Genomic DNA, 24,647 nt, shown 5'->3' with positions numbered 1-24,647 from the left:
CTTAGATATATTACCAAACGTAAGCGATTACTTCGCCACCAACTTGCTTTGATCGCGCTTCTTTGTCAGTGATAACACCGGCAGAAGTTGAGATAATTGCGATACCCAAACCATTCAAAACCTTTGGTAATGAATCAGCTTTGGCATACTTACGCAAACCTGGCTTTGAGATACGCTTAATTCCTGTAATCACGCGGTTACGGTCTTCCCCATACTTAAGAAATACACGAATAACACCTTGCTTGTTATCCTCAATGTACTCTACGTCGCGGATGAAACCTTCTGATTTCAAGATTTCAGCGATGCTCTTTTTAATTTTTGATGCTGGAATTTCAACGACTTCGTGATGTGCCAAATTGGCGTTACGAATACGTGTCAATAAATCAGCAATTGGATCAGTCATAGACATCTATCGATATCCTCCTTTTATTTTTGAACGGACATAATGAAATGACACGCTCTTAACTATTATAGACTATTTTGGTCTATAACAGTTAAAAACGTGTCACTCTTTTTTAAGAGTAACAAACGTTTTTAAAATGCCTAATTACTTAGCAAATGGCATGCCCAAGAGTGTCAACAATTCGCGACCCTCTTCATCGTTTTGAGCTGTTGTAACAACAACAATATCCAAGCCGCGAACACGGTTAACTTGGTCAAAATCGATTTCTGGGAAGATCAATTGCTCACGAATTCCAAGTGTGTAGTTACCACGACCATCAAAGGCCTTTGATGATACACCGCGGAAATCGCGGACACGAGGCAATGAAATGTTGATCAACTTGTCTAAGAATTCATACATACGTGCACCACGCAATGTAACCTTAGTTCCGATTGACATACCTTCACGCAAACGGAAACCAGCGATTGATTTCTTTGCCTTTGTAATTACTGGTTGTTGTCCAGCAATTAGCTTCAATTCTTCAACCGCTTCATCCAAGTTCTTTGAGTTTGAAACTGCATCACCAACACCCATGTTAAGAACGATTTTGTCGATCTTTGGGGCTTGCATTGGTGATGTAAAGTTAAACTTTTCGATCAAAGCAGGTTGAACTTCATTAACATATTTTTCTTTTAGTGCGTTAGCCATGAAAATGATTTCACCTTTCAATATTAGCCTAGTACGTTACCAGACTTTTTAGATACGCGAACTTTCTTGCCATCTTCAATCTTGAACGCAACTTTTGTTGGTTCGTTAGTTGAAGGGTCAAGCAATTGCACGTTTGATACATGGATAGGTGCTTCGATATCGATAACACCACCTTGTGGATATTCGTTAGAAGGCTTTTGATGCTTCTTAACGATGTTCACGCCTTCGACAACTACGCGATCTTTTCCAGCAACAGTCTTAGTGATTGTGCCTTCTTTTCCCTTATCTTTGCCGGCAATGACGCGAACCTTATCACCTGTTTTTACAAACATGATTTGGCTCCTCCTTGTCAGTATTAGAGCACTTCTGGTGCCAATGAAACAATACGCATGTAGTCGCTGTCACGCAATTCACGTGCAACAGGTCCAAAAATACGCGTACCAACTGGTGACTTGTCGTCCTTAACGATAACAGCGGCGTTTTCATCAAAGTTGATGTATGAACCGTCTGCACGACGAACGTCAGAAACAGTACGAACGATAACAGCCTTTACGACGTCACCCTTCTTTACGTTACCACCAGGGATAGCTTGCTTAACTGTAGCAACAATCATGTCACCCACACCAGCAAACTTACGGCCTGAACCACCGAGCACTTTAATCGTTAAGATTTCACGTGCGCCAGAGTTGTCAGCCACTTTTAAACGACTCTCTTGTTGAATCATGGTTCTTCCTCCTTAGTTAGCAATTAATTACGACGATTTGATATCAATCGAATTAGAGAACAACAGCCTCTTCAACGATTTTAACCAAACGGAAGTGCTTAGTTGCAGACAAAGGACGTGTTTCCATAATTTGAACAATATCATTCATCTTAGCAGTATTGTTCTCATCATGGGCTTTAAACTTCTTTGTGTACTTAACACGCTTACCATAGACAGGGTGTGTCACATAAGTATCAACAGCGACAGTGATTGTCTTGTCCATCTTATCTGAAACAACACGGCCTTGATAAACCTTACGAGCATTACGTTCTTCACTCATTTTTCAGCTTCTTCCTTTCGTCTTATTTGTTGGCGTTTGCCAATTCTTGCGCACGAATAACTGTCTTAACTCGTGCAATGTCCTTACGAACTTGTGCAATACGCGCCGTGTTTTCAAGTTGGCCAGTAGCCAATTGGAAACGCAGGTTGAATAATTCTTCCTTGAATTCGGCTTCGCGCTTTTGCAAATCCGCAAGTGACAATTCTTTCAATTCACTTGCTTTAGCCATTATTCAGCCTCCCGAGCAATAATCTTTGTACGTACAGGCAACTTGTGCTGTGCCAAACGCAATGCTTCACGTGCAGTAGCTTCAGGAACGCCACCAACTTCAAACATTACTTTGCCACGCTTAACAGGTTCAACCCAACCTTCGGGTGCACCCTTACCGTTACCCATTCGAACACCGACACCTTTAGATGTATATGACTTGTGAGGGAAGATTTTAATCCAAACCTTACCACCACGCTTCATATAACGTGTCATTGCAATACGGGCAGCCTCAATTTGACGATTGGTAATCCAGCTTGAAGTTGTTGCTTGCAAGCCAAATTCACCGAACGCAACCGTCTTTCCACCTTTTGCTTCGCCACGCATGTGACCACGGTGTACACGACGGAATTTAACACGCTTTGGTACTAACATGTTTGCTTCCCTCCTTACTTACTGTTCTTTTTTTGTGGCAAAATATCACCACGATAGATCCAAGTCTTAATACCCAAGTTACCATAAGCAGTCATTGCTTCGTCCCATGAGTAATCAATGTCGGCACGCAATGTGTGCAAAGGCACTGTGCCTTCAGTGTATTGTTCAATACGAGCAATATCAGCACCATTCAAACGACCTGAAACCATAACTTTAATACCCTTAGCACCTGAACGTGTGGCACGTTGAATAGCACCACGCATTGCGCGGCGGAAAGCCACACGACGTTCTAAGTCACCAGCAATTTGCTGTCCAACTAAATGAGCAGACAAATCAGGCTTCTTGATTTCAACAATGTTAATGAAAACGCGCTTTGAACGACCCTTTTCATCTCTATCTGTCAATTTTGCTAATTGTGTACGAAGCTTTTCAACTTCAGAGCCACCCTTACCAATAACCATTCCTGGCTTAGCAGTGTGGACAGAAACGTCAACACGTGATTTTGTGCTGCGTTCAATTTCGATGCGATCAACTGCGGCGTCCGCTAAGTTCTTTTCGATATACTTACGAATACGCAAGTCTTCGTGAAGTTGGTTAGCATAATCAGCCTTGTCAGCAAACCACTTTGCATCCCAGTCGCGAATAACGCCGACACGGAATCCAGTAGGGTTAATCTTTTGACCCATTACTTTGCCTCCTTCTCAGCAACCACAATTGTGATGTGGCTTGTGCGCTTGTTGATAGGTGAAGCAGAACCCTTGGCACGAGGACGGAAACGCTTAAGCGTAGGTCCTTCGTTAGCAAAGGCTTCCTTCACAATAAGATCTTCTCTGTCTAATGAGAAGTTGTTTTCAGCATTAGCAACTGCTGAGTTCAAAACCTTGTAAATATCTTCAGTAGAAGTGTTAGGTAGGAACTTCAAAATTGCGTATGCTTCGTTAACGCTCTTACGACGAATTGTGTCAAGAACTAGACGTGCCTTACGTGGGGCAACGCGAACAATCTTGGCTGTCGCACGAGCTGAAGTAATTTGTTCAGCCATTTTTCAATTTCCTCCTTTATTTTTTACCAGTCTTTTTGTCATCAGCCTTGTGGCCTTTGAACGTACGAGTTGGTACGAATTCACCCAACTTGTGTCCAACCATGTCTTCTTGCACAAAAACTGGAACGTGCTTGCGACCATCATAAACGGCAATTGTAAAGCCGATAAAGCTTGGGAAGATTGTTGAACGACGTGACCAAGTCTTGATCACTGACTTCTTTTCAGAATCAGCTTGCGCTTCAATCTTCTTAAGCAAGTGTGGGTCCGCAAATGGTCCCTTTTTTAAACTACGAGCCATTAGTTGTCTCCTTCCCTTACTTACTCTTGCGACCGCGAACGATAAACTTTGTTGAAGCCTTCTTCTTATCGCGAGTCTTCTTACCAGCAGTCTTCTTACCCCATGGTGACATAGGACTTGGACGACCGACAGGGGCTTTACCTTCACCACCACCGTGTGGGTGGTCGTTAGGGTTCATAACTGATCCACGAACGTGTGGACGCTTTCCACGCCAACGGTTACGACCAGCTTTACCCCAGTTAATCAATGAGTGTTCAGCGTTACCAACTTCACCAATAGTTGCACGGTTAGTTGCAAGAACCAAACGTACTTCACCTGATGTTAGGCGCACGATGACATACTTGCCATCCTTACCCAAAATTTGTGCTGATGTACCAGCTGAACGTGCCAATTGACCACCCTTACCAGGCTTTAATTCGATGTTGTGAATCAAAGTACCTTCAGGAATGTTGCTCAATGGCAAGGCATTGCCGACCTTGATGTCGGCATCAGGACCAGATTGTACTTTATCGCCAACCTTCAATCCCTTTGGCGCCAAGATATATGACTTAATACCATCTTCATAGACAAGCAAAGCAATGTTTGCTGTACGATTTGGATCGTATTCGATAGCTTTTACAGTAGCTGTCGTGTTATCTTTAATACGCTTGAAGTCTACCAAACGGTAGGCTTGCTTATGTCCGCCAGCGTGATGACGAACAGTCATACGACCAGAGTTATTACGTGCACCAGTCTTTGACTTCTTTGCCAACAAACTCTTTTCGGGCGTTGACTTCGTGATTTCAGCGAAATCTGAAGCCGTCATGTTACGACGTCCGTTTGAGGTTGGCTTATACTTCTTGATAGCCAATGTCTTTTCCTCCTATTTAGAATTAACCTTCGTTAAAGATCTGAATATCTTTTGAATCTTTAGACAACGTTACTGTTGCCTTCTTCAACTTGCGTGTGTAACCAACATAACGACCTTGGCGCTTTTTCTTACCGCGAACGTTAGCTGTGTTCAAACCACTTACTTGAACGTCGAAGATCTCTTCAATTGCCTTCTTAATTTCAGGCTTTGTTGCGCGAGTATCAACTTCAAAAACATAACGCTTGCGTTCTGTTTGTGCCATTGAGGCTTCAGTGATAATCGGGCGACGGATAATATCGCGTGCATCCATTAGGCAAGACCTCCTTGGATTTCTTCGATTGATGATTGAACAATCACCAGCTTATCTGCATTAACAACGTCGAGTACGTTGATACCCTTTGTTGTCATAACTTGAACGTTAGTCAAGTTACGTGCTGACAAGATTGCGTTTTCGTTGTCTTCATCAACAACTACTAATGTCTTTGTGTCAACTGACAAGTTAGCCAAAACCTTCTTGAAGTCTTGTGTCTTTGGTGCTTCAAATGACAAAGCATCAACAACTACTAACTTACCTTCAGCAACTTTTTGTGACAAAACTGACTTCAAAGCCAATTGGTATGCCTTACGGTTGATACGGTATGCGTATGAACGTGGTGTAGGTCCAAAAACAATACCACCGCCACGGAATTGTGGTTCGCGGATTGAACCGGCACGTGCACGACCAGTACCCTTTTGCTTCCAAGGCTTACGTCCACCACCAGATACCGCTGAACGGTTCTTGACAGCGTGTGTCCCTTGACGCATTGATGCGCGTTGCATCAAAACTGCATCAGTGATAACGGCGTTGTTAGGTTCGATGGCGAAAACTGCGTCATTCAATTCGAGTTCAGCAGCTTGATTACCATCTTGCTTTAATACAGCAACTTTAGTCATGATTGATTGTTCTCCTTTCTATATATTTTATATTAAGCTTCTTCAGTTGTAGCAGATGCAGATACACCGGCCATCTTAACTTCAGGATGCTTTGCGTTAACTTTAACTGTTGACTTGATAGTCAATAGTGACTTGTTGGCACCAGGGACATTACCCTTCAACAACAACAAGTTGTTTTCAACATCAACGTGAACAATAGCAACATTTTGCATAGTACGCTTGTTGTTACCCATGCGACCAGGTAATAGCTTACCCTTAAATACACGGTTAATGATTGCACCCATTGAACCAGGACGACGGTGGTAGCGAGAACCGTGGGCCATAGGACCACGTGATTGTCCAAGCTTTTTGATAGCACCTTGGAAGCCATGTCCCTTTGTGATACCGGTTACGTCGACGTAATCACCTGCTTGGAATGTGTCAACCTTAATTTCATCCCCTGCGTTAAATTCGCCTTCCGCATCGCGGACTTCACGAACGTAGCGCTTAGGGGTCGTGTTTGCTTTAGAAGCGTGACCTTGTTCAGGTTTGTTTGACAAAACTGTGCGCTTGTCTTGGTAACCAAGTTGGATAGCATTATAACCATCAGTTGCAATATTTTTAACTTGTAATACAACGTTTGGTGTAGCTTCAACAGCAGTTACGGCGATCAATTCACCAGATTCTGTGAAAACCTGAGTCATACCGACTTTGCGGCCTAAGATACCTTTAGTCATGACTAATCTCCTTAATTTTTTCTTGACTTTATTTTGCCTCGATGAGGCGCGAAGTGTAATCCGATGAATTACAACTTAATTTCGATTGCAACACCTGATGGCAATTCAAGCTTACGCAATGCGTCAACTGTCTTGTCAGTAGGGTTCACAATGTCGATCAATCGCTTGTGCGTACGCATTTCGAATTGCTCACGGCTATCCTTATGCTTATGTGGTGAACGTAGAATTGTGTACAATGTACGTTCTGTTGGCAATGGGATAGGACCAGCAATTTCTGCACCTGTGCGCTTAGCTGTCTCAACAATCTTTTCTGCTGATTGGTCTAAGATACGGTGTTCGTATGCCTTCAAACGGATACGGATCTTCTTTTGTGCCATTATTTCGTGCCTCCTCGTTGATTTTGTAAATCAGCTAACTCCGATTAAAAACCGACAACACTGCTTGTGTTTTGCGCGCCCATGGCAACGCGGCCGCGCGTGTCGCAACCTTAATCATCATCGCTAAATATTGATACACCAGGCTTTCGGTAGGTTTATGTGACTACCGTTCCAAAAGCGTACTTAACTATATTAACAGATTAACAGCGCCATAGCAACCCTTTTTTAAATTAATTTGTGCTGTTGGGCAATAAAAAAAAAAACCAATCAATCATCATTGGTTTTTTAAGGTTATCTCTGCGACATTTTAAATTCTAAGAAGGCATCATTATATTTTTCGGTCCATCGTTGACCTAAGTCATCATATACCTGAAGATTATCTAATGTTTTCTTATCAGGATAGAACTGTTTATCATGACGAACTGCTTCCGATAAGAATGGCATCGCACGCTTATTCGGTGTAGCATATCCAACATACGTTGCATTTTGGGCAGCGTTTTTCGGTTCACTCATAAAATTAAGAAACGCATAGGCGGCTGCTTTATGTTTTGCTGTTTTTGGCATCACGATATTATCAAACCATAGGTTAGAACCTTCACTGGGCACAACATAGTGCAAATGACTATTGTTGCCCATTGCTTGAGAAGCCTCCCCTGAATAGGTTACAGCAATAGCAGCTTCATTTTGCGCCATATACATTTTAATCTCATCAGCTATAATTGCTTTTATATTAGGCATTAGCGTGGTCAATTTAGCTTGGGCTGCAGCCAAGTCGGCTGTTGACTTATCATTGACTGATTTATTCTGTGTAATTAAAGCCATAGCCAAAGCATCTCTGGCCGAATCAACTAGCATGATTTGGTTTTTGAATTTAGGCGCCCACAAATCGTCCCAGTGTTGGACATCCTGAGGCTTGACATATTTATCATTATAAATAATGCCTAAAGTACCCCAGAAATACGGTAATGAATACTTGTTATTTTTATCAAATGTTTGATTCATGAAACGCGTATCGTAATTATTGATACCTGTCAGCTTACTATGGTCTAAAGGCAACAATAAGTTCTCACGCTTCATTTTTTTGATCATGTAGTCAGAAGGTACTGTTAAATCGTATGACGTCCCCCCTTGCTTAATCTTCGTGTACATCGCTTCGTTTGAATCAAAAGTTTCATAGCTGACCTTGTAACCAGTTTCTTTAGTAAATTTAGTAATCAAATCAGGATCAAGGTAATCGCCCCAATTGTATAAATTTAACACTTTATCAGAAGATTCTCCGGTACCTGTCTGAGACGCCAAATAACGTTGCGTTCCAAACAGCAGGACAACAAGTACTAAAATAGCTGAAATACCTGTGATAAGCTTTTTCATACTATAACCCCTCCGATGCCGGTAAAACTAATCTAGTGCCTTGTTTTTTGCTTTTAGCGGCACGTGTTGAAATCACATAATAAATTAACACCAGTGCTAATGACACCATAAACATCATCGCCGACAAAGCGTTGATTTCTAGACTAACACCTTGACGTGCACGCGAATAGATTTCTACAGAAAGCGTCGAGAACCCATTGCCAGTCACAAAGAAAGTCACAGCAAAATCATCCAAGGAATAGGTAAAAGCCATAAAGAAACCGGCAAAAATACCTGGTGAAATAACTGGTAATATCACACGTGTTAACATTTGCCAATTATTAGCACCTAAATCCTTAGCTGAGGCAACTAGCGAGCGATTCATTTCTTGCAGCCGTGGTAATACCATCAAGACGACAATCGGAATGCTAAACGCAATGTGTGACAAAAGTACCGAAGTAAAGCCCAGTGAGAAACCCATAACCGTGAAAAGAATTAAAAACGCTGCACCGATAATCACATCCGGTGAAACTAATAAGATATTATTCAAAGATAAGAAGACATTTTTAGTCAGTGCATGCTTAATATTATAAATGTACAATGCCCCTGCTGTCCCAATAACACTAGATAGCAATGACGACAATAAAGCAACTAAAAAAGTATTCACAACAATTTCCAAAATACGCGTATCTGCAAATAACTCACCATAGTGTTTCAGCGAAAAACCCGACCACCCTTGCATAACTTTGCCGGCATTAAAAGAATAAGTAATTAAAAATATGATGGGTAAATATAACACAACAAACATCAGCCAAAGATATAAATTACCCCATTTGATTTTTTTCATCATTGGTTTATCTTCCCTTTCTAGCAGAGCGGCGTGCACGATCACGTGTCAAAATCATTGTGATAACCATTGCCACAATTAACACAACGCCAATTGTAGAGCCCAGTTGCCAGTTCTGCGTCACTAAAAAGTGTTCTTCGATGGCTGTTCCTAAAGTAATAACACGATTACCACCAATCAAACGCGTAATCATAAATAGTGACAAACTCGGGATAAATACCGCTTGAATACCGGCTTTGACCCCCGGCATCGATAATGGCACAATCACACGTCGCAACGTTTGCCAGCGATTAGCACCTAAATCTCGGCTAGCTTGTTCTAATCGTGGATTGATTTCAGCCAATGAGTTAAAGATAGGTAAAATCATAAACGGTATCTCAATATATGCTGCGACTAATAAGAAACTCCAATCCGAAAATAAGAGTTGCTGTGGTACAACCCCCCACAAACCAATAAAATTATTAACCGTGCCTGATTTGGATAACAAACCAATAAACGCATACGTTTTCAACAGTAAATTAATCCACGTGGGTAAAATGATGAGCAGCAGCCAAAATTGTTTTTGTTTTAATTGATTTAACAAATAAGCCATTGGATAACTCACAATTAAGGTCACTGCTGTAATCAAAAACGCATACCACACCGAATTAAATGTCATCCGCAAGTAAGTACCACTAGCAAAATAAATCGCATAGTTATGCAATGTAAAGTGACCTGTTGGTGTTGTTAAAGATTGAAACACTAACAACACTAATGGAGCAATAACGAACAGAACTAACCATATCCCATAGGGAATAATATAAAAGAATTGTCGTTGACGCTTACTCTTTGGCATCATCAGCATCATCCTCATAACTTTCCAGACGGGCATCAAAATCATCTTCCGACTCATTAAATCGCATAATATGAATATCTTCAGGATCGAACGTTAAACCAACGCGTTCCCCAATTTCCGCTTTGTTGGTTGCCTGTACCTGCCACTCATTCCCATCATCATCTAACGCAGTAATTTCGTAGTAATCCCCTCGGAACGATTGGTCATCAATTGTGACGACTAGTTTGCCATTCTCAATGGTTGTAAGATCTAAGTCTTCCGGTCGCAAAACAACTTCGACACGTTCGTTAGGCCGCATTCCCGCATCAACGTTCTCAAAATCTTTACCGGTAAAGTGCACTAAATAATCGGTCTTCATGATGCCATCTAGTATATTAGATTCGCCTATAAAATCAGCAACAAAATGATTAATTGGTTCATCATAAATATCTTCTGGTGATCCATTCTGTTGAATAACCCCATCATTCATCACAAAAATCCAATCAGACATAGCCAGTGCTTCTTCTTGATCGTGTGTCACAAAGACAAAAGTAATGCCCAAACGTTGTTGGATTTCCCGTAATTCATATTGCATGTCCTTGCGCAATTTATAATCTAAAGCTGACAATGGTTCATCTAAGAGCAATACCTCTGGATCGTTTGCTAACGCTCTTGCAATCGCCACACGTTGGCGTTGTCCGCCCGACAGCTCGTTAATTTCTCGATCAGCATAGTCGCTTAATTTAACCAAATCCAGCATTTCGGTAACTTTTGCATTGATGTCGGTCTTGCTCATACGCTTAATTGTCGGACCAAATGCCACGTTATCAAAAACATTCATATTTGGAAATAAGCCGTAATCTTGAAATACCGTATTCATATTACGTTTTTCGACAGGCACATCATTAATAATGTTGCCTTCAAATAAAATGTCACCATGTGTCGCGGTTAATTGCCCAGAGATTAAGTTTAATATGGTTGTCTTTCCCGATCCCGATGGTCCTAATAACGTATAAAATTTGCCTGCTTCCAAAGACAAATCAATATTCTTAAGTACCTCGTTATCATCATATGATAAGCCAACATTTTTAAATTCAATAATTGGTGTTGATGTGTTAGTCAATTCCCAACCCTCACTTTTAGTCAATAGATATATTGTAACAAGAAAAGCATGCCACTTCACGCGTGACATGCTTTTTTCTCACAATATTTTATTTTGTTTCTCAACCGTAATAATTGCAATAGTCATCAAGATAAATAAGAACAATACAACCACTAATTGTGGTTGCCAACTCTTAAACCAATTATATGCATAACCAAATAAAACTGGTCCCAAAGCTGCCAATAAATAGCCGCCACTCTGTGTCATACCAGATAATACTGCTGTTGCTTTTGGTGAGCTCGTCTTCAAGCTTAACGTCGTCATTAGATAAGGAAAAAGTACGGATGTGCTCCCACCAATCATCAGGTTAACGATTAACCAGTACCAAAAATTTCCTACAGGGTGAAGCAATAATAGATAACCCAAGATGCCAACAAGCGATGTCATGCCAACTAATAACTGGCGCTGCTTGCCATTTAATCGCGAGACAATTGTTGGTACTGTTAACGCAAAGGGTAATCCAATTAAAGCATTAATTCCAGCAAATATACCAGCTACGGCTGTTGATATACCTGTTTGCACCGCCATCGTTGGTCCCCAAGCCATTAATATATAAAACATCGCAGATTGCATACCAGCAAAAAAAAGTAAGAGCCAAGCATATTTATTACGCCAAACTGATGGTTGATCATCTTTTATGTCCACCGGTACTGTTAATTTATTCATTATTCTTTGTTTTGCCGCAAAGTAATCATTTGGCAACCATATCAGCAATGCTATCACGAGCAATACAGTGAGTAGCAAAATAAATATGCGCCAATTAGTTGCCATAGTAATTGGTGCCGCTAATCCGGCGCCAACGGCTGTCGCCAACATCATACTAAACGTAAATAGGGAAGTCATCGATCCAAGACGTGTTGGAAAATAAGTTCGCACAACGCTTGGCAATAAAACATTCATGTGTGCAATACCAATACCAACAATCAATGTTCCAATGTAAAGAAAGGTAGTATCAATAATCCTAAGTACTGAGCCAACAATCATGACACAGAGCATTAGTGAGAAAGCTCTTTCCAAACCTAATTTTTGTGCTACTTTAGGTGCTATAGATGAAAATAATGCAAATGCTAGAAGTGGAATGGTCGTTAAAATACCTAATTGTCCAACAGGCACATGTTGTGCTTTAGCAATATTGCTTATAATAGGCGGTATTGAAGTAAATGGGAGCCGTAATACCATGCCAACAACAATAATTCCTGGTACTAAATAATGACTATATTCTTTTTTCATATTAAGCCTCAATATACTTAAAATAAAACGGCACCACTCTGAGTAGAGTGACGCCGTTTATACTGAACCATCTGTCAGTTAATCACATTGGTTTTAAGAAGTTGAGAATTAAGCTTCTTTACCGCTGTTTTTGATAATTTCTTCTTGAATGTTCTTAGGAACAGCTTCATAGTGATCAAATACCATTTGGAATGTACCACGACCTTGTGTTGCAGAACGCAAAGTTGTTGCATAACCAAACATTTCTGACAAAGGCACCTTAGCCTTAACAGCCAAAACAGGTCCACGAGATTCTTGACCTTCAATCATACCACGGCGTGCTGAGACGTGTCCCATAACATCACCAAGATTGTCTTCAGGTGCAACAATATCAACCGCCATAATTGGTTCAAGAATAACTGCACCGGCAGTCTTGGCAGCCTCTTTCAAAGCTAATGACGCAGCAATCTTAAAGGCAGCTTCAGATGAATCGACATCGTGGTATGAACCATCATACAACTTAGCCTTCAAATCAACTAATGGGAAGCCAGCCAATGGGCCAGCGTTCAAAGCATCCTTCAAACCTGCTTCAACTGATGGGATATATTCACGTGGCACAACGCCACCAACGATAGCGTCTTCGAATTCAAATCCAGCGCCTTCTTCGTTTGGTGAGAATTCGATGTAAACATCACCATATTGTCCCTTACCACCAGATTGGCGCTTGAAGTAACCACGCGCCTGCACTGTTTGTGTAAAGGCTTCACGGTAGGCAACTTGAGGTGCACCGACTGTTGCTTCAACGTTAAATTCACGGCGCATACGATCAACCATGATATCCAATTGCAATTCACCCATTCCAGCGATTAATGTATCACCAGTTTCAGGGTTTGTTGTCGCACGGAATGATGGATCTTCTTCGGCTAACTTTTGAATAGCATTAGACAATTTGTCTTGATCAGCCTTCGTCTTTGGTTCGATAGCCAATTCAATAACTGGTTCTGGGAATTCCATTGATTCAAGAATCAATTGATGATCAACGGCTGTCAAAGAATCACCAGTTGTTGTATTCTTCAAACCGATAGCTGCTGCAATATCACCTGAGAAAACTTCATCAATTTCTGTACGTGATGTGGCGTGCATTTGTAGCAAACGACCAACACGTTCACGCGTGTCAGAAGATGTGTTTTGTACGTATGAACCTGATTGCAAAGTACCAGTATAAACACGCATAAATGTCAAACGACCAACGAATGGATCAGTCATAATCTTAAAGGCCAACGCAGCAAATGACTTGCTATCATCAGCAATCAAGTCAATTTCTTCACCTGTTTTTGGATCATTAGCAACATATGGCTTAACATCCAAAGGTCCTGGCAAATAGTCAACAACGGCATCCAACATCATTTGAACACCCTTATCTTTATAGGCAGAACCTGCAAGAACTGGGTAGAATTGTAATGCCAAAGTTGCGCGACGAATTGCGGCCTTTAATTCTTCAACAGAAATGTCTTCACCTTCAAGGTACTTTTCCATCAAATCATCATCAACATCAGCAACAGCTTCAATCAAAGTATTACGCTTTTCTTCCGCTAATTCTTTTAATTCCGCAGGAATTTCACGTGGTTCCCACTTTTCACCCAAATCATCAACTGGGTAATAAGCTTCTTGTGTAATCAAATCAATTACTGCTTCGAATTCATCTTCAGCGCCAATAGGCCATTGAATGGCTTCAGCATTAACTTGCAAACGTTCATGCATTGATTCAACTGACATAGCAAAATCAGCACCCAACTTATCCATCTTGTTGACGAATACGATACGTGGCACGTCATAAGTCGTTGCCTGACGCCAAACTGTTTCAGTTTGTGGTTCAACACCAGCAGCACCATCCAAGACAGCTACAGCGCCATCCAAAACACGCAAAGCACGTTCAACTTCAATTGTAAAGTCAACGTGACCTGGTGTATCGATGATGTTAACACGGTAGGGTGTCTTTGCGAATTGGTCAAAGAAACCGTGCCATACGGCTGTTGTGGCAGCTGATTGGATTGTGATTCCACGTTCCTTTTCTTGTTCCATGAAATCCATTTGTGAAGCACCATCGTGTGTTTCACCAATTTTGTGAATTTTACCTGTGTAATACAAGATACGTTCCGTAGTTGTTGTCTTACCCGCATCGATGTGGGCCATGATACCAATATTACGTGTACGTTCTAGTGGGTATTCACGTTTTGCCATTGTGAGTTATCTCCTGGTTTTGTTCTATATGCAACAAAAAGCGACACAGAATTGTGTTCGCTTTTTGATGGTAAAAGCCAATAGTGCTTTACCATCTACTGTCATTTTACACTATTTATTGCGATGTGAACGATTAAATTTAGCATCCCAATAAATGATGGTTTAATTTAAGCACAACACACAAGGTTGTGCCAAAAACCTTACCAACGATAGTGCGCGAATGCACGGTTAGCTTCAGCCATCTTATGCGTATCTTCACGCTTCTTAACAGATGCACCAGTATCATTAGCTGCATCCATGATTTCTTTAGCTAAACGTTCATCCATTGTGTGTTCGTTACGCAAACGTGAGTAGTTTACTAACCAACGCAATCCCAATGTTGTACGACGGTCAGGACGTACTTCGATTGGCACCTGATAGTTAGATCCACCAACACGGCGAGCCTTAACTTCCAATACAGGCATGATGTTTTCCATGGCTTGTTCGAAAACTTCCAATGGTTCGTTACCAGTAGCTTCCTTGATACGATCAAAAGCATCATACAAGATTGTTGAAGCAGTTCCACGCTTACCATCAAGCATCAACTTGTTGATCAAACGTGAAACGAGCTTTGAATTGTAAATTGGGTCAGGCAAAACTTCCTGACGCTTAGTATAACCTTTACGTGGCATTTGTCAGTCTCCTTCTTACTTCTTTGGCGCCTTTGTGCCGTACTTTGAACGTGATGTCATACGTCCGTCAACACCAGCTGTATCCAATGCACCACGAATAATGTGGTAACGCACACCAGGCAAATCCTTCACACGACCACCGCGAATCAAAACAACAGAGTGTTCTTGCAAGTTGTGACCAATACCTGGAATATAAGCAGTAACTTCATACAAGTTTGAAAGACGCACACGAGCGTACTTACGCAAAGCTGAGTTAGGCTTCTTTGGTGTCATTGTACCAACACGTGTGGCAACACCACGCTTTTGTGGTGCAACGTTATTTGTTGCTTTCTTCTTCATTGAGTTATAGCCGAAGTTCAAAGCTGGTGACTTTGACTTAGTCGCATTTGACTTACGGGGCTTGCGAACCAATTGGTTAATTGTAGGCATGCTACGGTCTCCTTAAATTTTTTATTAATTACACAGTTCCAGGTGTGTCATTTTTGTAATTAAACAAAAATGCTTACTGGGAATCTGCTGACAATTGCCTTTACAGCGCCGTTCAGCACGTTGTGATGATTTCACAGAACAGATTACTTAAAAGCACGTTCAATATAATACCAGATTATAGACTAATGTCAAGAGTGAATCAGCACATCAAATGATTATATCCTTTTGTATGAGTCATCGCTTATTTTTCCGTCTAATCCCTTATGCAAACACTATTAATTATTCTATTTAACGCAGTGCTCACTTCTACAATATTATGCCTTGCCGAGCGCTTAAATCACAACATACCCCTAGGTATTAAACGTTCCTTTTGTTTTAGATGCCAACATCAGTTATCTTGGTATGACTTAATCCCGGTTATATCTGCTATTTTGTTACATGGCCATTGTCGTCATTGTCAATTTAAATTTGGTATGCACTATGCACATATCGAACTACTTGGCGCAATGATTGGTTGGTCACTTTTTTCTGATATTACAGTGTGGATAACTGCGGTATTACTATTTTTTCTATCGTGTGAAGATATCTACAGCCACACGATACACATAGGCGTTTTATACCCTTGGCTCATTTATTTGTTTATGACCAGCCATTTCAATCAGTTCGAGGACAAAATAACAGTTTTTTGCCTCGTCATCCCTGTGTGTCTCTATTTAGTTTATCGCCACAAGCTTGGTTTTGGTGACATCCCCATCCTGCTGTGCTTTATCTTAATTAATGATAGTCTGATTTTCGCTTACACATTGTTAATTGCCACAATACTAGGTTTTACTGGCTTACTCTTTGCCAATCAAGCACGTCTGCCTTTTGTGCCTTATTTATTAGCCGGCTGGCTCATTGCTAATCTCGGTGAAAAAGCCATCACTTATTTTGTTAAGTGATGGCTTTTAAGCTTTAGCTGCTACTTTATCGATAGGTTTAATGCTTAGTCTAATATCACCGTTTTTCGCACCAATTGTCACAGTCGTATCAGTGGTAATCTGACCACGCAACAATTCTTCACTCAAAACGTCTTCAATCTTTGTCTGCAAAGCCCGTCGAATTGGTCGTGCGCCATACTCTGGATCAAATCCGGCACTAGCAACGACATCAATAGCTGCAGGCGTTATTTTAACAGATATACCTTGCTCTGCTACGCGCTGTAGTACTGTGCGGCTCATTAATTTAACAATTTGATGTAACTCATCTTTTGTTAGTGGTTCAAATACGACCGCTTCATCCAAGCGATTAATAAATTCTGGACGGAATGTTTCTTTTAGCGTCTCACGAATTTTTTCAGCCATCGCAGCATGATTATTTTTCAAATCAACTGCGCCAAAACCAACTGATTTTTCATCACGCAAACGTGTTGCCCCCAAGTTAGAAGTCATGATGATAATTGTATTACGAAAATCAACTTTACGGCCTTTTGAATCCGTCAAAAAACCATCGTCAAAGACTTGTAGCATCAAATTAAAAATATCTTGGTGCGCTTTTTCTGCTTCATCCAGTAACACCACGGAATAAGGATGGTTTCTCACTTGTTCGGTTAGCTGTCCACCTTCATCATATCCTACGTAACCTGGTGCTGAGCCTACAAGTCGAGAAGCTGACCAACGTTCTTGATATTCCGACATATCAATACGAATCATATTTTCTTGACTACCAAACATGGCTTCCGCTAATGCCTTAGCAAGCTCTGTTTTACCGACACCTGTTGGACCCAAAAACATAAAAGTACCAATTGGCCGATTAGGGTCTTTCAAGCCTGAACGTGCACGACGAATTGCACGTGCCACAGCAGAAATCGCTGCTTTTTGACCAATGACACGTCGACCAAGGACAGCTTCTAAATTGACTAAACGCTGCTGTTCATTTTTCTCCAGTTGCGTTAACGGTACACCCGTTTGCTGTGAAATCACTTCTGCAATATCTTCTTCAGTCACGTGAAGATGGTAATTTTGTTGTGTATCATCCGCCAACTTTGCTTCAGCTTTATTGATACGCTTTTTTAAGCGTACTTCTTCGGTGCGCAATTTAGCTGCACCTTCAAAATCAAGCGCAGTAATTGCTGCTTCTTTAGCCGCAACTGTCTCAGCCAATTTGGCTTTGTTTTTATTCACTGGGTTTGGCCGATTAATCGCATCAATACGAACCTTCGCACCAGCTTCGTCCATTAAATCAATCGCCTTATCAGGCAAAAAACGGTCTGTAATATACCGTGATGATAGTTTTACTGCAGCAATAATCGCAGCATCATCAATCGCTACTTGATGATGACTTTCAAATTTAGAACGAATACCCTTCAAAATACTGATGGCATCTTCTTGTGATGGCTCATCCACCGTCACCGGCGCAAATCGTCGCTCCAAGGCTGCATCCGACTCGACATATTTTTGATATTCATCAAAAGTCGTTGCGCCCAAGGTCTGTAATTCACCTCTTGCTAAAGCTGGCTTTAAAATGTTTGAAGCGTCGATAGCCCCTTCAGCCCCGCCAGCACCAATTAAAGTATGTAGCTCATCGATAAACAGAATCACCTGTCCATCTTGATAAATCTCTTCAATAATTTTCTTCAAGCGATCTTCAAATTCACCACGGTACTTTGTGCCAGCGACCAGAGAGCCCATATCTAATGCCATCAACCGCTTATTTTTCAATGTGTCTGGAACATCATTAGCAATAATTCTTTGCGCTAAACCTTCAGCTATAGCTGTTTTACCAACACCTGGTTCACCAATCAATACCGGATTATTTTTTGTACGTCGTGACAAAATTTGTACAACACGACGCACCTCTTTTGAGCGCCCAATAATGGGATCCATTTTACCATCTTTAGCACGTTGTGTTAAGTTACGTGCCAAACTATCCAGGGTTGGTGTCCCTTGTGATTGCTGTTTGTCACGTTGCTTCATTTGCTTGCGTACATCGGTGACACCAAGTTTCCGCAAAATTGCTCGGCGCATTTCTTGTAAATTGGCATCCAACGCTAATAAAATACGCGATGATAAGATACTCTCATCCTGTAATAAGGCTAACAGTACATGCTCTGTACCAACTTGGGTCTGTGCTAGCGCGCGTGATTCTTCGCCTGATTGACGAAGTATGTCGCCAGCTTTTGGCGAATAGGGTAAATAGATATTTTTATCATAGCGCGATGTCATGCCATAACCGGTAAAATGTTCAATTTCCTCGCGAATATCATCATCGGTCACGTTGAATTGGCCAAGAATTTTGCTTGCAATGCCTTCTTTTTCAATTGCTAAGGCTAACAATAGGTGCTCTGTTCCTACAGCCTGGTGTTTAAAATATTTTGCTTGTTCTTGTGCCAAAACCAGCACATTCTGTGCACTTGATGTATATTTGTTATCCATGTTATGCCCTCCATTTTTTAGGCAGTTAATGTCTAATGTTGACTTATATTATAACGCATTAGACTATTGTTAGAAACTAATATGTTTGATAATGGAAAAAGCCGAAACATATTGTTTCGACCTTAATTTGGATTTTTTAAGCTTAATTGCCATTGTAAATAAGCATTAATGAACGGGTCCAAATCACCATCTAATACTTGCTGTGGTTGATTTGTTTCATAATTTGTTCGGTGATCTTTAACCATCTGGTAAGGATGCAATACGTATGAACGAATTTGTGATCCCCAACCATTTTCCATTTTTTCACCAGTTAAAGCAGCCCGCTCAGCCTCTTGTTTCTCAAGTTCGAGCTGGTATAATTTACTTTTCAAGAGCTTCATGGCGTAATCACGGTTACCGTACTGTGTTCGTTCCACTGTTGATGACACAACAATCCCTGTTGGTTCGTGGGTTAGGCGCACACCAGTTGACACTTTATTGACGTTCTGCCCACCAGCACCACCAGAACGAAAGACATCCATCTTAATATCATCGTCGCGGACTTCAACTTCAATAGTGTCATCTAACTCTGGCATCACATCAACACTGACAAAACTAGTATGACGGCGGCCTGCTGAATCAAAAGGTGAGATACGAACAAAACGATGTACGCCTTTTTCACTTCGTAAAAAGCCAAACGCATTATGCCCAGTAATTTTTATTGTCGCACTATCAATGCCGGCTTCATCTCCAGCATGGTAGTCTAACACATCAACTTGGAAGCCATGCTGTTGAGCCCAACGCGTATACATGCGATATAAGTTTGCACCCCAATCCGTTGATTCTGTTCCCCCCGAGCCAGGATGAACTTCTAAAATGGCATTATTAGCGTCGTATGGTTCCGTTAGTAACTGTTCCAGATTGTAAGCCTCAACATCTTTTTGGGCTTGTGCAATGCTGTCTGCCAATTCAGTAGCTGTATCAACATCTCCAGGATCTTCAGCGAGCATATCAATTAAGACTTCAATTTCTTCAGCCTGATTCGTTAAATTCAAAAATGAGTCGCGCCGATTCTTTAGCACATTGTTTTCTTCGATAACTTTTTGCGCTTTTGTATTATCATCCCAAAATCCAGGTTCTGTCATACGGTTTTCAAAATCGGCAATTTCTTCCGTTAACGCTTCTAGATCTAAAGTGCCTTGAAAACGCGCAATATTTTCTTGTATGTCTGCTAACGCATGCTTAGCATCAATAATTTCCATGTCTTTACCCTCTCAAAATAAAAGCGAACACTTTGGCTCGCTCCTGTTATTGCATTATCTATAAAGGAATCTAAAAACTACGCCTTCAAGTTCTGACGAATTTCAGCTTTCATAAATGTACGCGTCGCATCATATTCGACATCAGCAATCATCTTATTAAAGTTTTCAAAAGCTTCATTCTGATATTCGATTAACGGATTCAACTGGCCGTAGCCGCGTAAACCAACCCCTTGACGCAAACGATCCAGTGCGTCAATATGATCTGTCCAATGTTGGTCTACAGCACGCAAAATCACAACCTTCTCAAATTCTAACATTTGCTCCGGTTCATATAATTGCCGCTTTTTGTTAGCGTAGTTTTCCTTTGCTAGGGCATATAACTTCGCTTCAATATCTTCTCGTGACAAGCCAGACAAATCATTTTCAGTCAGCGCACCTTCGTTGACAAGCACATTTTCCGCAAAGACAATGATTTGTTGTAACTGCCATTCTGAAGGCTTTTTACTTTTTGTTTGTGCTGTCACTACGCGATTGATCGTACGTGAAACCATTGGCATCAAAACCCAATCCAATGATTGTGACTCATCAATGATGATATCTCTTTGATGATAAATTAATTCACGTTGTTCTCGTACCACATCATCATATTGCAAAACGTTTTTACGTGTATCATAGTTATTGCCTTCCACACGCTTTTGAGCTGATTCAACTGAACGTGTAATTAAACGATTTTTAATAACCGTCTCTTCTTCATCCAGATTCATCCGTTCCCAAACAGCTCTAATACGTTCCGCACCAAAACGAATCATCAAGTCATCTTCTAGTGATAAGAAAAACTGTGAGAAGCCATCATCACCTTGACGACCTGCACGACCACGCAATTGATTATCAATACGTCGTGACTCATGACGTTCTGTAGCAATAACTGCCAAACCACCCAAATCAGCTACACCAGGGCCAAGCTTAATATCAGTGCCTCGACCCGCCATGTTCGTCGCTACTGTCACGGCCCCGCGTTGCCCCGCGTTAGCAATAATTTCAGCTTCTTTGGCATTATTTTTAGCGTTAAGTACGTTATGCGGTACATTTTGTGCCATCAAAATTTTTGATAGTAATTCTGACGACTCAACTGATCCCGTACCAATAAGAATAGGTTGACCCTTTTCATGTAATTCTTGGATTAATTTGACAACGGCATTATATTTAGCACGAATAGATGGATATAGCAAATCAGGGTAATCAACTCGCTTGATTGGCCGATTGGTTGGAATAGTAATGACTTCCATATTATAAATTTCGCGTAACTCTTCTTCTTCAGTCTTAGCTGTTCCTGTCATACCAGACAGCTTTTTATACATTCTAAACAAGTTTTGGTACGTGATTTGTGCCATAGATTTGTTTTCTTCTTGAATTTCAACACCCTCTTTAGCCTCAATTGCTTGATGCAAGCCGTCAGATAGGCGTGTGCCTTCAGAAATACGGCCAGTAGATTGGTCAATTAACTTGACCTCACCATCTTGTACAACGTAGTCTTTATCATTGATATAATTGAAATTCGCACGTAAAGCTTGGTCAATATGATGTGTTAAAGCTGTATCTCCAGCATCATAAAGGTTATCTAGATTAAAGAAAATTTCGCCTTTATGGATGCCATCGTTGGTAAGCATTGTCGTTTTTGCTTCTTCGTCAATCTTGTAGTCTTCATCTTGTTGTAATGTTTTTACAAAACGGTCTGCACGCCCATACAACTGAGAGACACCCGATCCTGGTCCCGAAATAATCAACGGTGTACGTGCTGTATCAATCAAGATAGAATCAGCTTCATCAATTAACGCAAAATTCAAACCTCGCTGCATGACACGTTCTTCAGCACGTCTCACCATGTTATCACGTAGATAATCAAAACCAATATTAAAGTTCGTTGAGTACGTGATATCTGCATCATAAGCAGCACGTTTTTCCTCAGCTGGCGCGTCACCTACGTTGACCCCAACAGATAGACCTAACCAATTATATAACTGCCCCATTTGCTCGGCATCTCGTGCGGAAAGATAGTCGTTTACAGTGACTACATGTACGCCACGACCTGTTAGCGCGTTCAAATAGACCGCCATAGTGGCCGTCAATGTTTTTCCTTCACCCGTTCGCATTTCAGCCAAGTTACCGTCATTTAAAACAGCAGCACCCATGATCTGCACGCGAAATGGATACAATCCCAACACGCGTTTTGCTGCTTCACGTGCAACCGCAAATGCTTCCGGCAAGAGTGCATCTAATGTTTTTGCTAGTACTTTATTTTGTTTATCTGTCTCTGTCACATCACGCAAAGCATCAGCAATTTTTTCTTTAAATACCGGCGTTTTGGCCTGAAGCGCTTCATCAGACAAAGCCGCCATCTCGTCAGCGTAGTCCTCAACTTTATCAGCAATATGATTTAATTTCTTTAGTTGTTTTTTTGAATTATCAACTAGTTTTCGTATTGGATTTGCCATTATTTTTAGCACACAACGCTAGTAGGTTGTGTGTTTCTCCTCTGAAATATAAATTTGTGTGTTTTAGCGCACAATAGTCTACTGTCAATTGTAGCAAAAAAAGCCTGATAAATACAGACTTTTAGTACATTAATGATGTGGCGTTGCCATCAATTTATCTTGGCCACCCAAATAAGGGCGTAGCACCTCAGGCACTGTCACACTACCATCGGGATTTTGGTAATTCTCTAATATAGCAGCTACGGTTCTTCCCACAGCAAGGCCAGAACCATTAAGCGTATGAACCAGAGCTAGTTGTCCTGCTTCATTGCGATATGTGATATGCATGCGACGCGCTTGAAAGTCCTCCGTATTTGAGACAGAAGATATTTCTCGGTAAACTTGTTGTTGTGGCATCCAAACTTCAACGTCATATGTTTTAGCTGCTGAAAAGCCCATATCGCCGGTTGACAGCATAATGACATGATATGGTAACCCAAGTTTCTGCAGAATATTTTCTGCATTGGCCGTCATACTTTCAAGCTCTTCATATGATTGTTCAGGCTTAGTAAACTTCACCATTTCAACTTTATTGAATTGATGTAACCGAATTAAGCCACGCGTATCTTTACCAGCAGCACCTGCCTCTTTACGAAATGATGGTGATAACGCTGTAAATTTAATCGGCAAGTCTTCAGCTGGTAGTGTTTCCCCTGAATAATAATTAGTTAATGGCACCTCAGCAGTCGGAATATAAGTCTGTTCAAGTCCCTCAACACGATATGCATCGTCTTGAAATTTAGGATATTGACCGGTGCCAAACATCGCAGCATCATTAACCACAATTGGCGTAATCATTTCAGTGTAGCCTTCTTGACGGTGCTCATCTAACATGAAATTATACACAGCTCGCTCAAGTCGTGCGCCATCACCCACATAATAAAGAAAACGTGCTCCTGATACCTTAGCACCCCTTTCAAAATCTAAAATACCAAGCGTCTCGCCGACTTCATAATGTGCTTTTAACCATTCTGGTGCCTCTTGGTGTGCTTTCAATCTTTGGCCATATGTCTTAGGTTCCCAAACACGTTGTTCAACATTTGCTGCTTCATCAGGTCCTACTGGCACATCAGACGCAGCTAAGTTAGGAAGATGAGCTGCTAAATTTTTAACTTCCATATCAAGACTTGCTTGTCTTGCATCCAGTGCTTTGATCTTTGATCCGACTTCTTGCATTGCAAGAATAGCCTCACTAGCATCAGTTTTATTACGCTTCGCGTAAGCAATTTTATCAGAGACTTCATTTCTTTGAGCTTTTAGGCTTTCTACCTGTTGTATCGCCTCACGACGCGCTTTATCCAAACTTAATAATGTCGTTAACTTCTCAGATTCGATGCCTCGATCCTGTAAACGGCGAGTTGCCTCTGCCACATTTTTCCGTAAATATTTTATATCTAACATAGTTTATCCTCCATAATATCTATAGTATGCAAAAACGCGTTTCCCCTCTAAACCTTGTAGGAATAGGGACGAAAACGCGCTTCCGTGGTACCACCCAGTTTTTATCTACTTTAATGCCAAAGCAAATAACACTTATTATCACCTGATAACGGAGCTAACCGAGTGGCATTACCCACTATTGGAACTTACTGGAATTTCAACTGGTTGTTTTTCATCACCCAACAACTTTCTAGAATAGTCTACTTATGGTAAGTTAAATTATGTATTAATTGTAACGGAAACAGTAAGAAAAGGCAAACAAAAAAGGATGTTTCCATTGAAACATCCTTCATCATGGGCCTGACAGG

28 protein-coding genes and 1 tRNA gene (1 of these 29 only partly in view) are annotated in these 24,647 nt (G+C 41.0%); 1 reads left to right on the top strand and 28 read right to left on the bottom strand.

Features of this window, described 5'->3' with window-relative positions:
• Window positions 1-10: 10 nt before the first annotated feature.
• The 23 genes from rpsH to rpsL all read right to left on the bottom strand — a co-directional run bounded on the left by rpsH (window position 11) and on the right by rpsL (window position 15,714).
• Complete coding sequence (gene rpsH, locus FAZ25_RS03870; RefSeq protein ID WP_004899444.1) at window positions 11-409, bottom strand: 30S ribosomal protein S8; 399 nt, start codon at window positions 407-409, stop codon at window positions 11-13.
• Between the two features lie 138 nt (window positions 410-547).
• Window positions 548-1,090, bottom strand: a complete 543-nt coding sequence (gene rplE / locus FAZ25_RS03865; protein WP_004899445.1) for a 50S ribosomal protein L5 — start codon at window positions 1,088-1,090, stop codon at window positions 548-550.
• A gap of 23 nt (window positions 1,091-1,113) precedes the next feature.
• Window positions 1,114-1,422, bottom strand: coding sequence for a 50S ribosomal protein L24 (gene rplX, locus FAZ25_RS03860; protein WP_004899447.1), 309 nt, complete (start codon window positions 1,420-1,422; stop codon window positions 1,114-1,116).
• Window positions 1,423-1,445: 23 nt separating this feature from the next.
• Window positions 1,446-1,814, bottom strand: a complete 369-nt coding sequence (rplN, locus tag FAZ25_RS03855; protein ID WP_004899448.1) for a 50S ribosomal protein L14 — start codon at window positions 1,812-1,814, stop codon at window positions 1,446-1,448.
• Between the two features lie 52 nt (window positions 1,815-1,866).
• Complete coding sequence (gene rpsQ, locus FAZ25_RS03850; protein ID WP_004899451.1) at window positions 1,867-2,133, bottom strand: 30S ribosomal protein S17; 267 nt, start codon at window positions 2,131-2,133, stop codon at window positions 1,867-1,869.
• Window positions 2,134-2,155: 22 nt separating this feature from the next.
• Window positions 2,156-2,362, bottom strand: a complete 207-nt coding sequence (rpmC, locus tag FAZ25_RS03845; protein WP_002816028.1) for a 50S ribosomal protein L29 — start codon at window positions 2,360-2,362, stop codon at window positions 2,156-2,158.
• Window positions 2,362-2,775, bottom strand: a complete 414-nt coding sequence (gene rplP / locus FAZ25_RS03840; RefSeq protein WP_004899453.1) for a 50S ribosomal protein L16 — start codon at window positions 2,773-2,775, stop codon at window positions 2,362-2,364. The genes rpmC and rplP overlap by 1 nt, the downstream gene beginning before the upstream one ends.
• A gap of 14 nt (window positions 2,776-2,789) precedes the next feature.
• Window positions 2,790-3,461, bottom strand: coding sequence for a 30S ribosomal protein S3 (gene rpsC / locus FAZ25_RS03835; RefSeq protein ID WP_004899455.1), 672 nt, complete (start codon window positions 3,459-3,461; stop codon window positions 2,790-2,792).
• Window positions 3,461-3,817, bottom strand: a complete 357-nt coding sequence (gene rplV, locus FAZ25_RS03830; RefSeq protein ID WP_004899456.1) for a 50S ribosomal protein L22 — start codon at window positions 3,815-3,817, stop codon at window positions 3,461-3,463. The genes rpsC and rplV overlap by 1 nt, the downstream gene beginning before the upstream one ends.
• A gap of 16 nt (window positions 3,818-3,833) precedes the next feature.
• Complete coding sequence (gene rpsS, locus FAZ25_RS03825) at window positions 3,834-4,115, bottom strand: 30S ribosomal protein S19 (protein WP_004899458.1); 282 nt, start codon at window positions 4,113-4,115, stop codon at window positions 3,834-3,836.
• Between the two features lie 16 nt (window positions 4,116-4,131).
• A complete protein-coding gene (rplB, locus tag FAZ25_RS03820; RefSeq protein WP_004899460.1) occupies window positions 4,132-4,965 on the bottom strand; it encodes a 50S ribosomal protein L2 in 834 nt (277 codons plus the stop codon).
• 22 nt (window positions 4,966-4,987) lie between these two features.
• Window positions 4,988-5,275, bottom strand: coding sequence for a 50S ribosomal protein L23 (gene rplW / locus FAZ25_RS03815; protein WP_004899461.1), 288 nt, complete (start codon window positions 5,273-5,275; stop codon window positions 4,988-4,990).
• On the bottom strand, window positions 5,275-5,898 hold the full coding sequence (rplD, locus tag FAZ25_RS03810; RefSeq protein ID WP_100665081.1) for a 50S ribosomal protein L4: 624 nt from the start codon (window positions 5,896-5,898) through the stop codon (window positions 5,275-5,277). The genes rplW and rplD overlap by 1 nt, the downstream gene beginning before the upstream one ends.
• 32 nt (window positions 5,899-5,930) lie before the next feature.
• On the bottom strand, window positions 5,931-6,614 hold the full coding sequence (gene rplC, locus FAZ25_RS03805) for a 50S ribosomal protein L3 (RefSeq protein WP_004904438.1): 684 nt from the start codon (window positions 6,612-6,614) through the stop codon (window positions 5,931-5,933).
• Window positions 6,615-6,682: 68 nt separating this feature from the next.
• Window positions 6,683-6,991, bottom strand: coding sequence for a 30S ribosomal protein S10 (gene rpsJ / locus FAZ25_RS03800; RefSeq protein ID WP_002816040.1), 309 nt, complete (start codon window positions 6,989-6,991; stop codon window positions 6,683-6,685).
• Between the two features lie 291 nt (window positions 6,992-7,282).
• A complete protein-coding gene (locus tag FAZ25_RS03795) occupies window positions 7,283-8,362 on the bottom strand; it encodes a PotD/PotF family extracellular solute-binding protein (protein WP_004899466.1) in 1,080 nt (359 codons plus the stop codon).
• A 1-nt stretch (window position 8,363) separates the two neighbouring features.
• Window positions 8,364-9,191, bottom strand: a complete 828-nt coding sequence (locus FAZ25_RS03790) for an ABC transporter permease (RefSeq protein ID WP_004904441.1) — start codon at window positions 9,189-9,191, stop codon at window positions 8,364-8,366.
• Window positions 9,192-9,195: 4 nt separating this feature from the next.
• Complete coding sequence (locus FAZ25_RS03785; protein WP_004899469.1) at window positions 9,196-10,023, bottom strand: ABC transporter permease; 828 nt, start codon at window positions 10,021-10,023, stop codon at window positions 9,196-9,198.
• Window positions 10,010-11,125 carry an ABC transporter ATP-binding protein gene (locus tag FAZ25_RS03780; RefSeq protein WP_176606029.1) on the bottom strand — a complete coding sequence of 372 codons (1,116 nt, stop codon included), beginning with the start codon at window positions 11,123-11,125 and terminating at the stop codon, window positions 10,010-10,012. Before FAZ25_RS03780 ends, FAZ25_RS03785 begins: the two co-directional genes overlap by 14 nt.
• 78 nt (window positions 11,126-11,203) lie before the next feature.
• Window positions 11,204-12,394 (bottom strand): MFS transporter, encoded by a 1,191-nt coding sequence (locus FAZ25_RS03775; RefSeq protein ID WP_004909192.1) that lies wholly within the window; start codon window positions 12,392-12,394, stop codon window positions 11,204-11,206.
• Window positions 12,395-12,502: 108 nt separating this feature from the next.
• Window positions 12,503-14,614 (bottom strand): elongation factor G, encoded by a 2,112-nt coding sequence (gene fusA / locus FAZ25_RS03770; RefSeq protein ID WP_004899474.1) that lies wholly within the window; start codon window positions 14,612-14,614, stop codon window positions 12,503-12,505.
• Between the two features lie 200 nt (window positions 14,615-14,814).
• Window positions 14,815-15,285 (bottom strand): 30S ribosomal protein S7, encoded by a 471-nt coding sequence (gene rpsG, locus FAZ25_RS03765; RefSeq protein ID WP_004899475.1) that lies wholly within the window; start codon window positions 15,283-15,285, stop codon window positions 14,815-14,817.
• 15 nt (window positions 15,286-15,300) lie between these two features.
• Window positions 15,301-15,714: a 30S ribosomal protein S12 gene (gene rpsL / locus FAZ25_RS03760; RefSeq protein WP_004899477.1), complete on the bottom strand. Its 414-nt coding sequence runs from the start codon at window positions 15,712-15,714 to the stop codon at window positions 15,301-15,303.
• Window positions 15,715-15,977: 263 nt separating this feature from the next.
• On the opposite strand from rpsL, the gene FAZ25_RS03755 reads away from it, so the two are divergent.
• The gene (locus tag FAZ25_RS03755; protein WP_080984269.1) at window positions 15,978-16,655 is read left to right on the top strand and encodes an A24 family peptidase; all 678 of its coding nucleotides are present in this window, start codon (window positions 15,978-15,980) and stop codon (window positions 16,653-16,655) included.
• 6 nt (window positions 16,656-16,661) lie between these two features.
• Here FAZ25_RS03755 and FAZ25_RS03750 read toward each other — a convergent pair whose 3' ends face one another.
• From FAZ25_RS03750 to FAZ25_RS03730, 5 genes are all read right to left on the bottom strand, one after another.
• Window positions 16,662-19,127: an ATP-dependent Clp protease ATP-binding subunit gene (locus FAZ25_RS03750; protein WP_100665084.1), complete on the bottom strand. Its 2,466-nt coding sequence runs from the start codon at window positions 19,125-19,127 to the stop codon at window positions 16,662-16,664.
• Between the two features lie 122 nt (window positions 19,128-19,249).
• Window positions 19,250-20,368 (bottom strand): peptide chain release factor 2, encoded by a 1,119-nt coding sequence (gene prfB / locus FAZ25_RS03745; protein ID WP_004899481.1) that lies wholly within the window; start codon window positions 20,366-20,368, stop codon window positions 19,250-19,252.
• A 77-nt stretch (window positions 20,369-20,445) separates the two neighbouring features.
• A complete protein-coding gene (secA, locus tag FAZ25_RS03740) occupies window positions 20,446-22,860 on the bottom strand; it encodes a preprotein translocase subunit SecA (protein WP_004899482.1) in 2,415 nt (804 codons plus the stop codon).
• Window positions 22,861-22,989: 129 nt separating this feature from the next.
• Entirely contained in the window at window positions 22,990-24,300 is a 1,311-nt protein-coding gene (gene serS, locus FAZ25_RS03735) for a serine--tRNA ligase (RefSeq protein WP_004904446.1), read from the bottom strand.
• A 334-nt stretch (window positions 24,301-24,634) separates the two neighbouring features.
• Window positions 24,635-24,647: transfer RNA gene (locus FAZ25_RS03730), tRNA-Ile, on the bottom strand; it runs 61 nt beyond the window's last position.

Origin of the sequence: Leuconostoc sp. LN180020 (genome assembly GCF_014844115.1) — a bacterium.
GTDB classification, from domain to species: Bacteria; Bacillota; Bacilli; order Lactobacillales; family Lactobacillaceae; genus Leuconostoc; species Leuconostoc citreum.
This window is presented reverse-complemented; position numbering and strand designations above follow the sequence as displayed.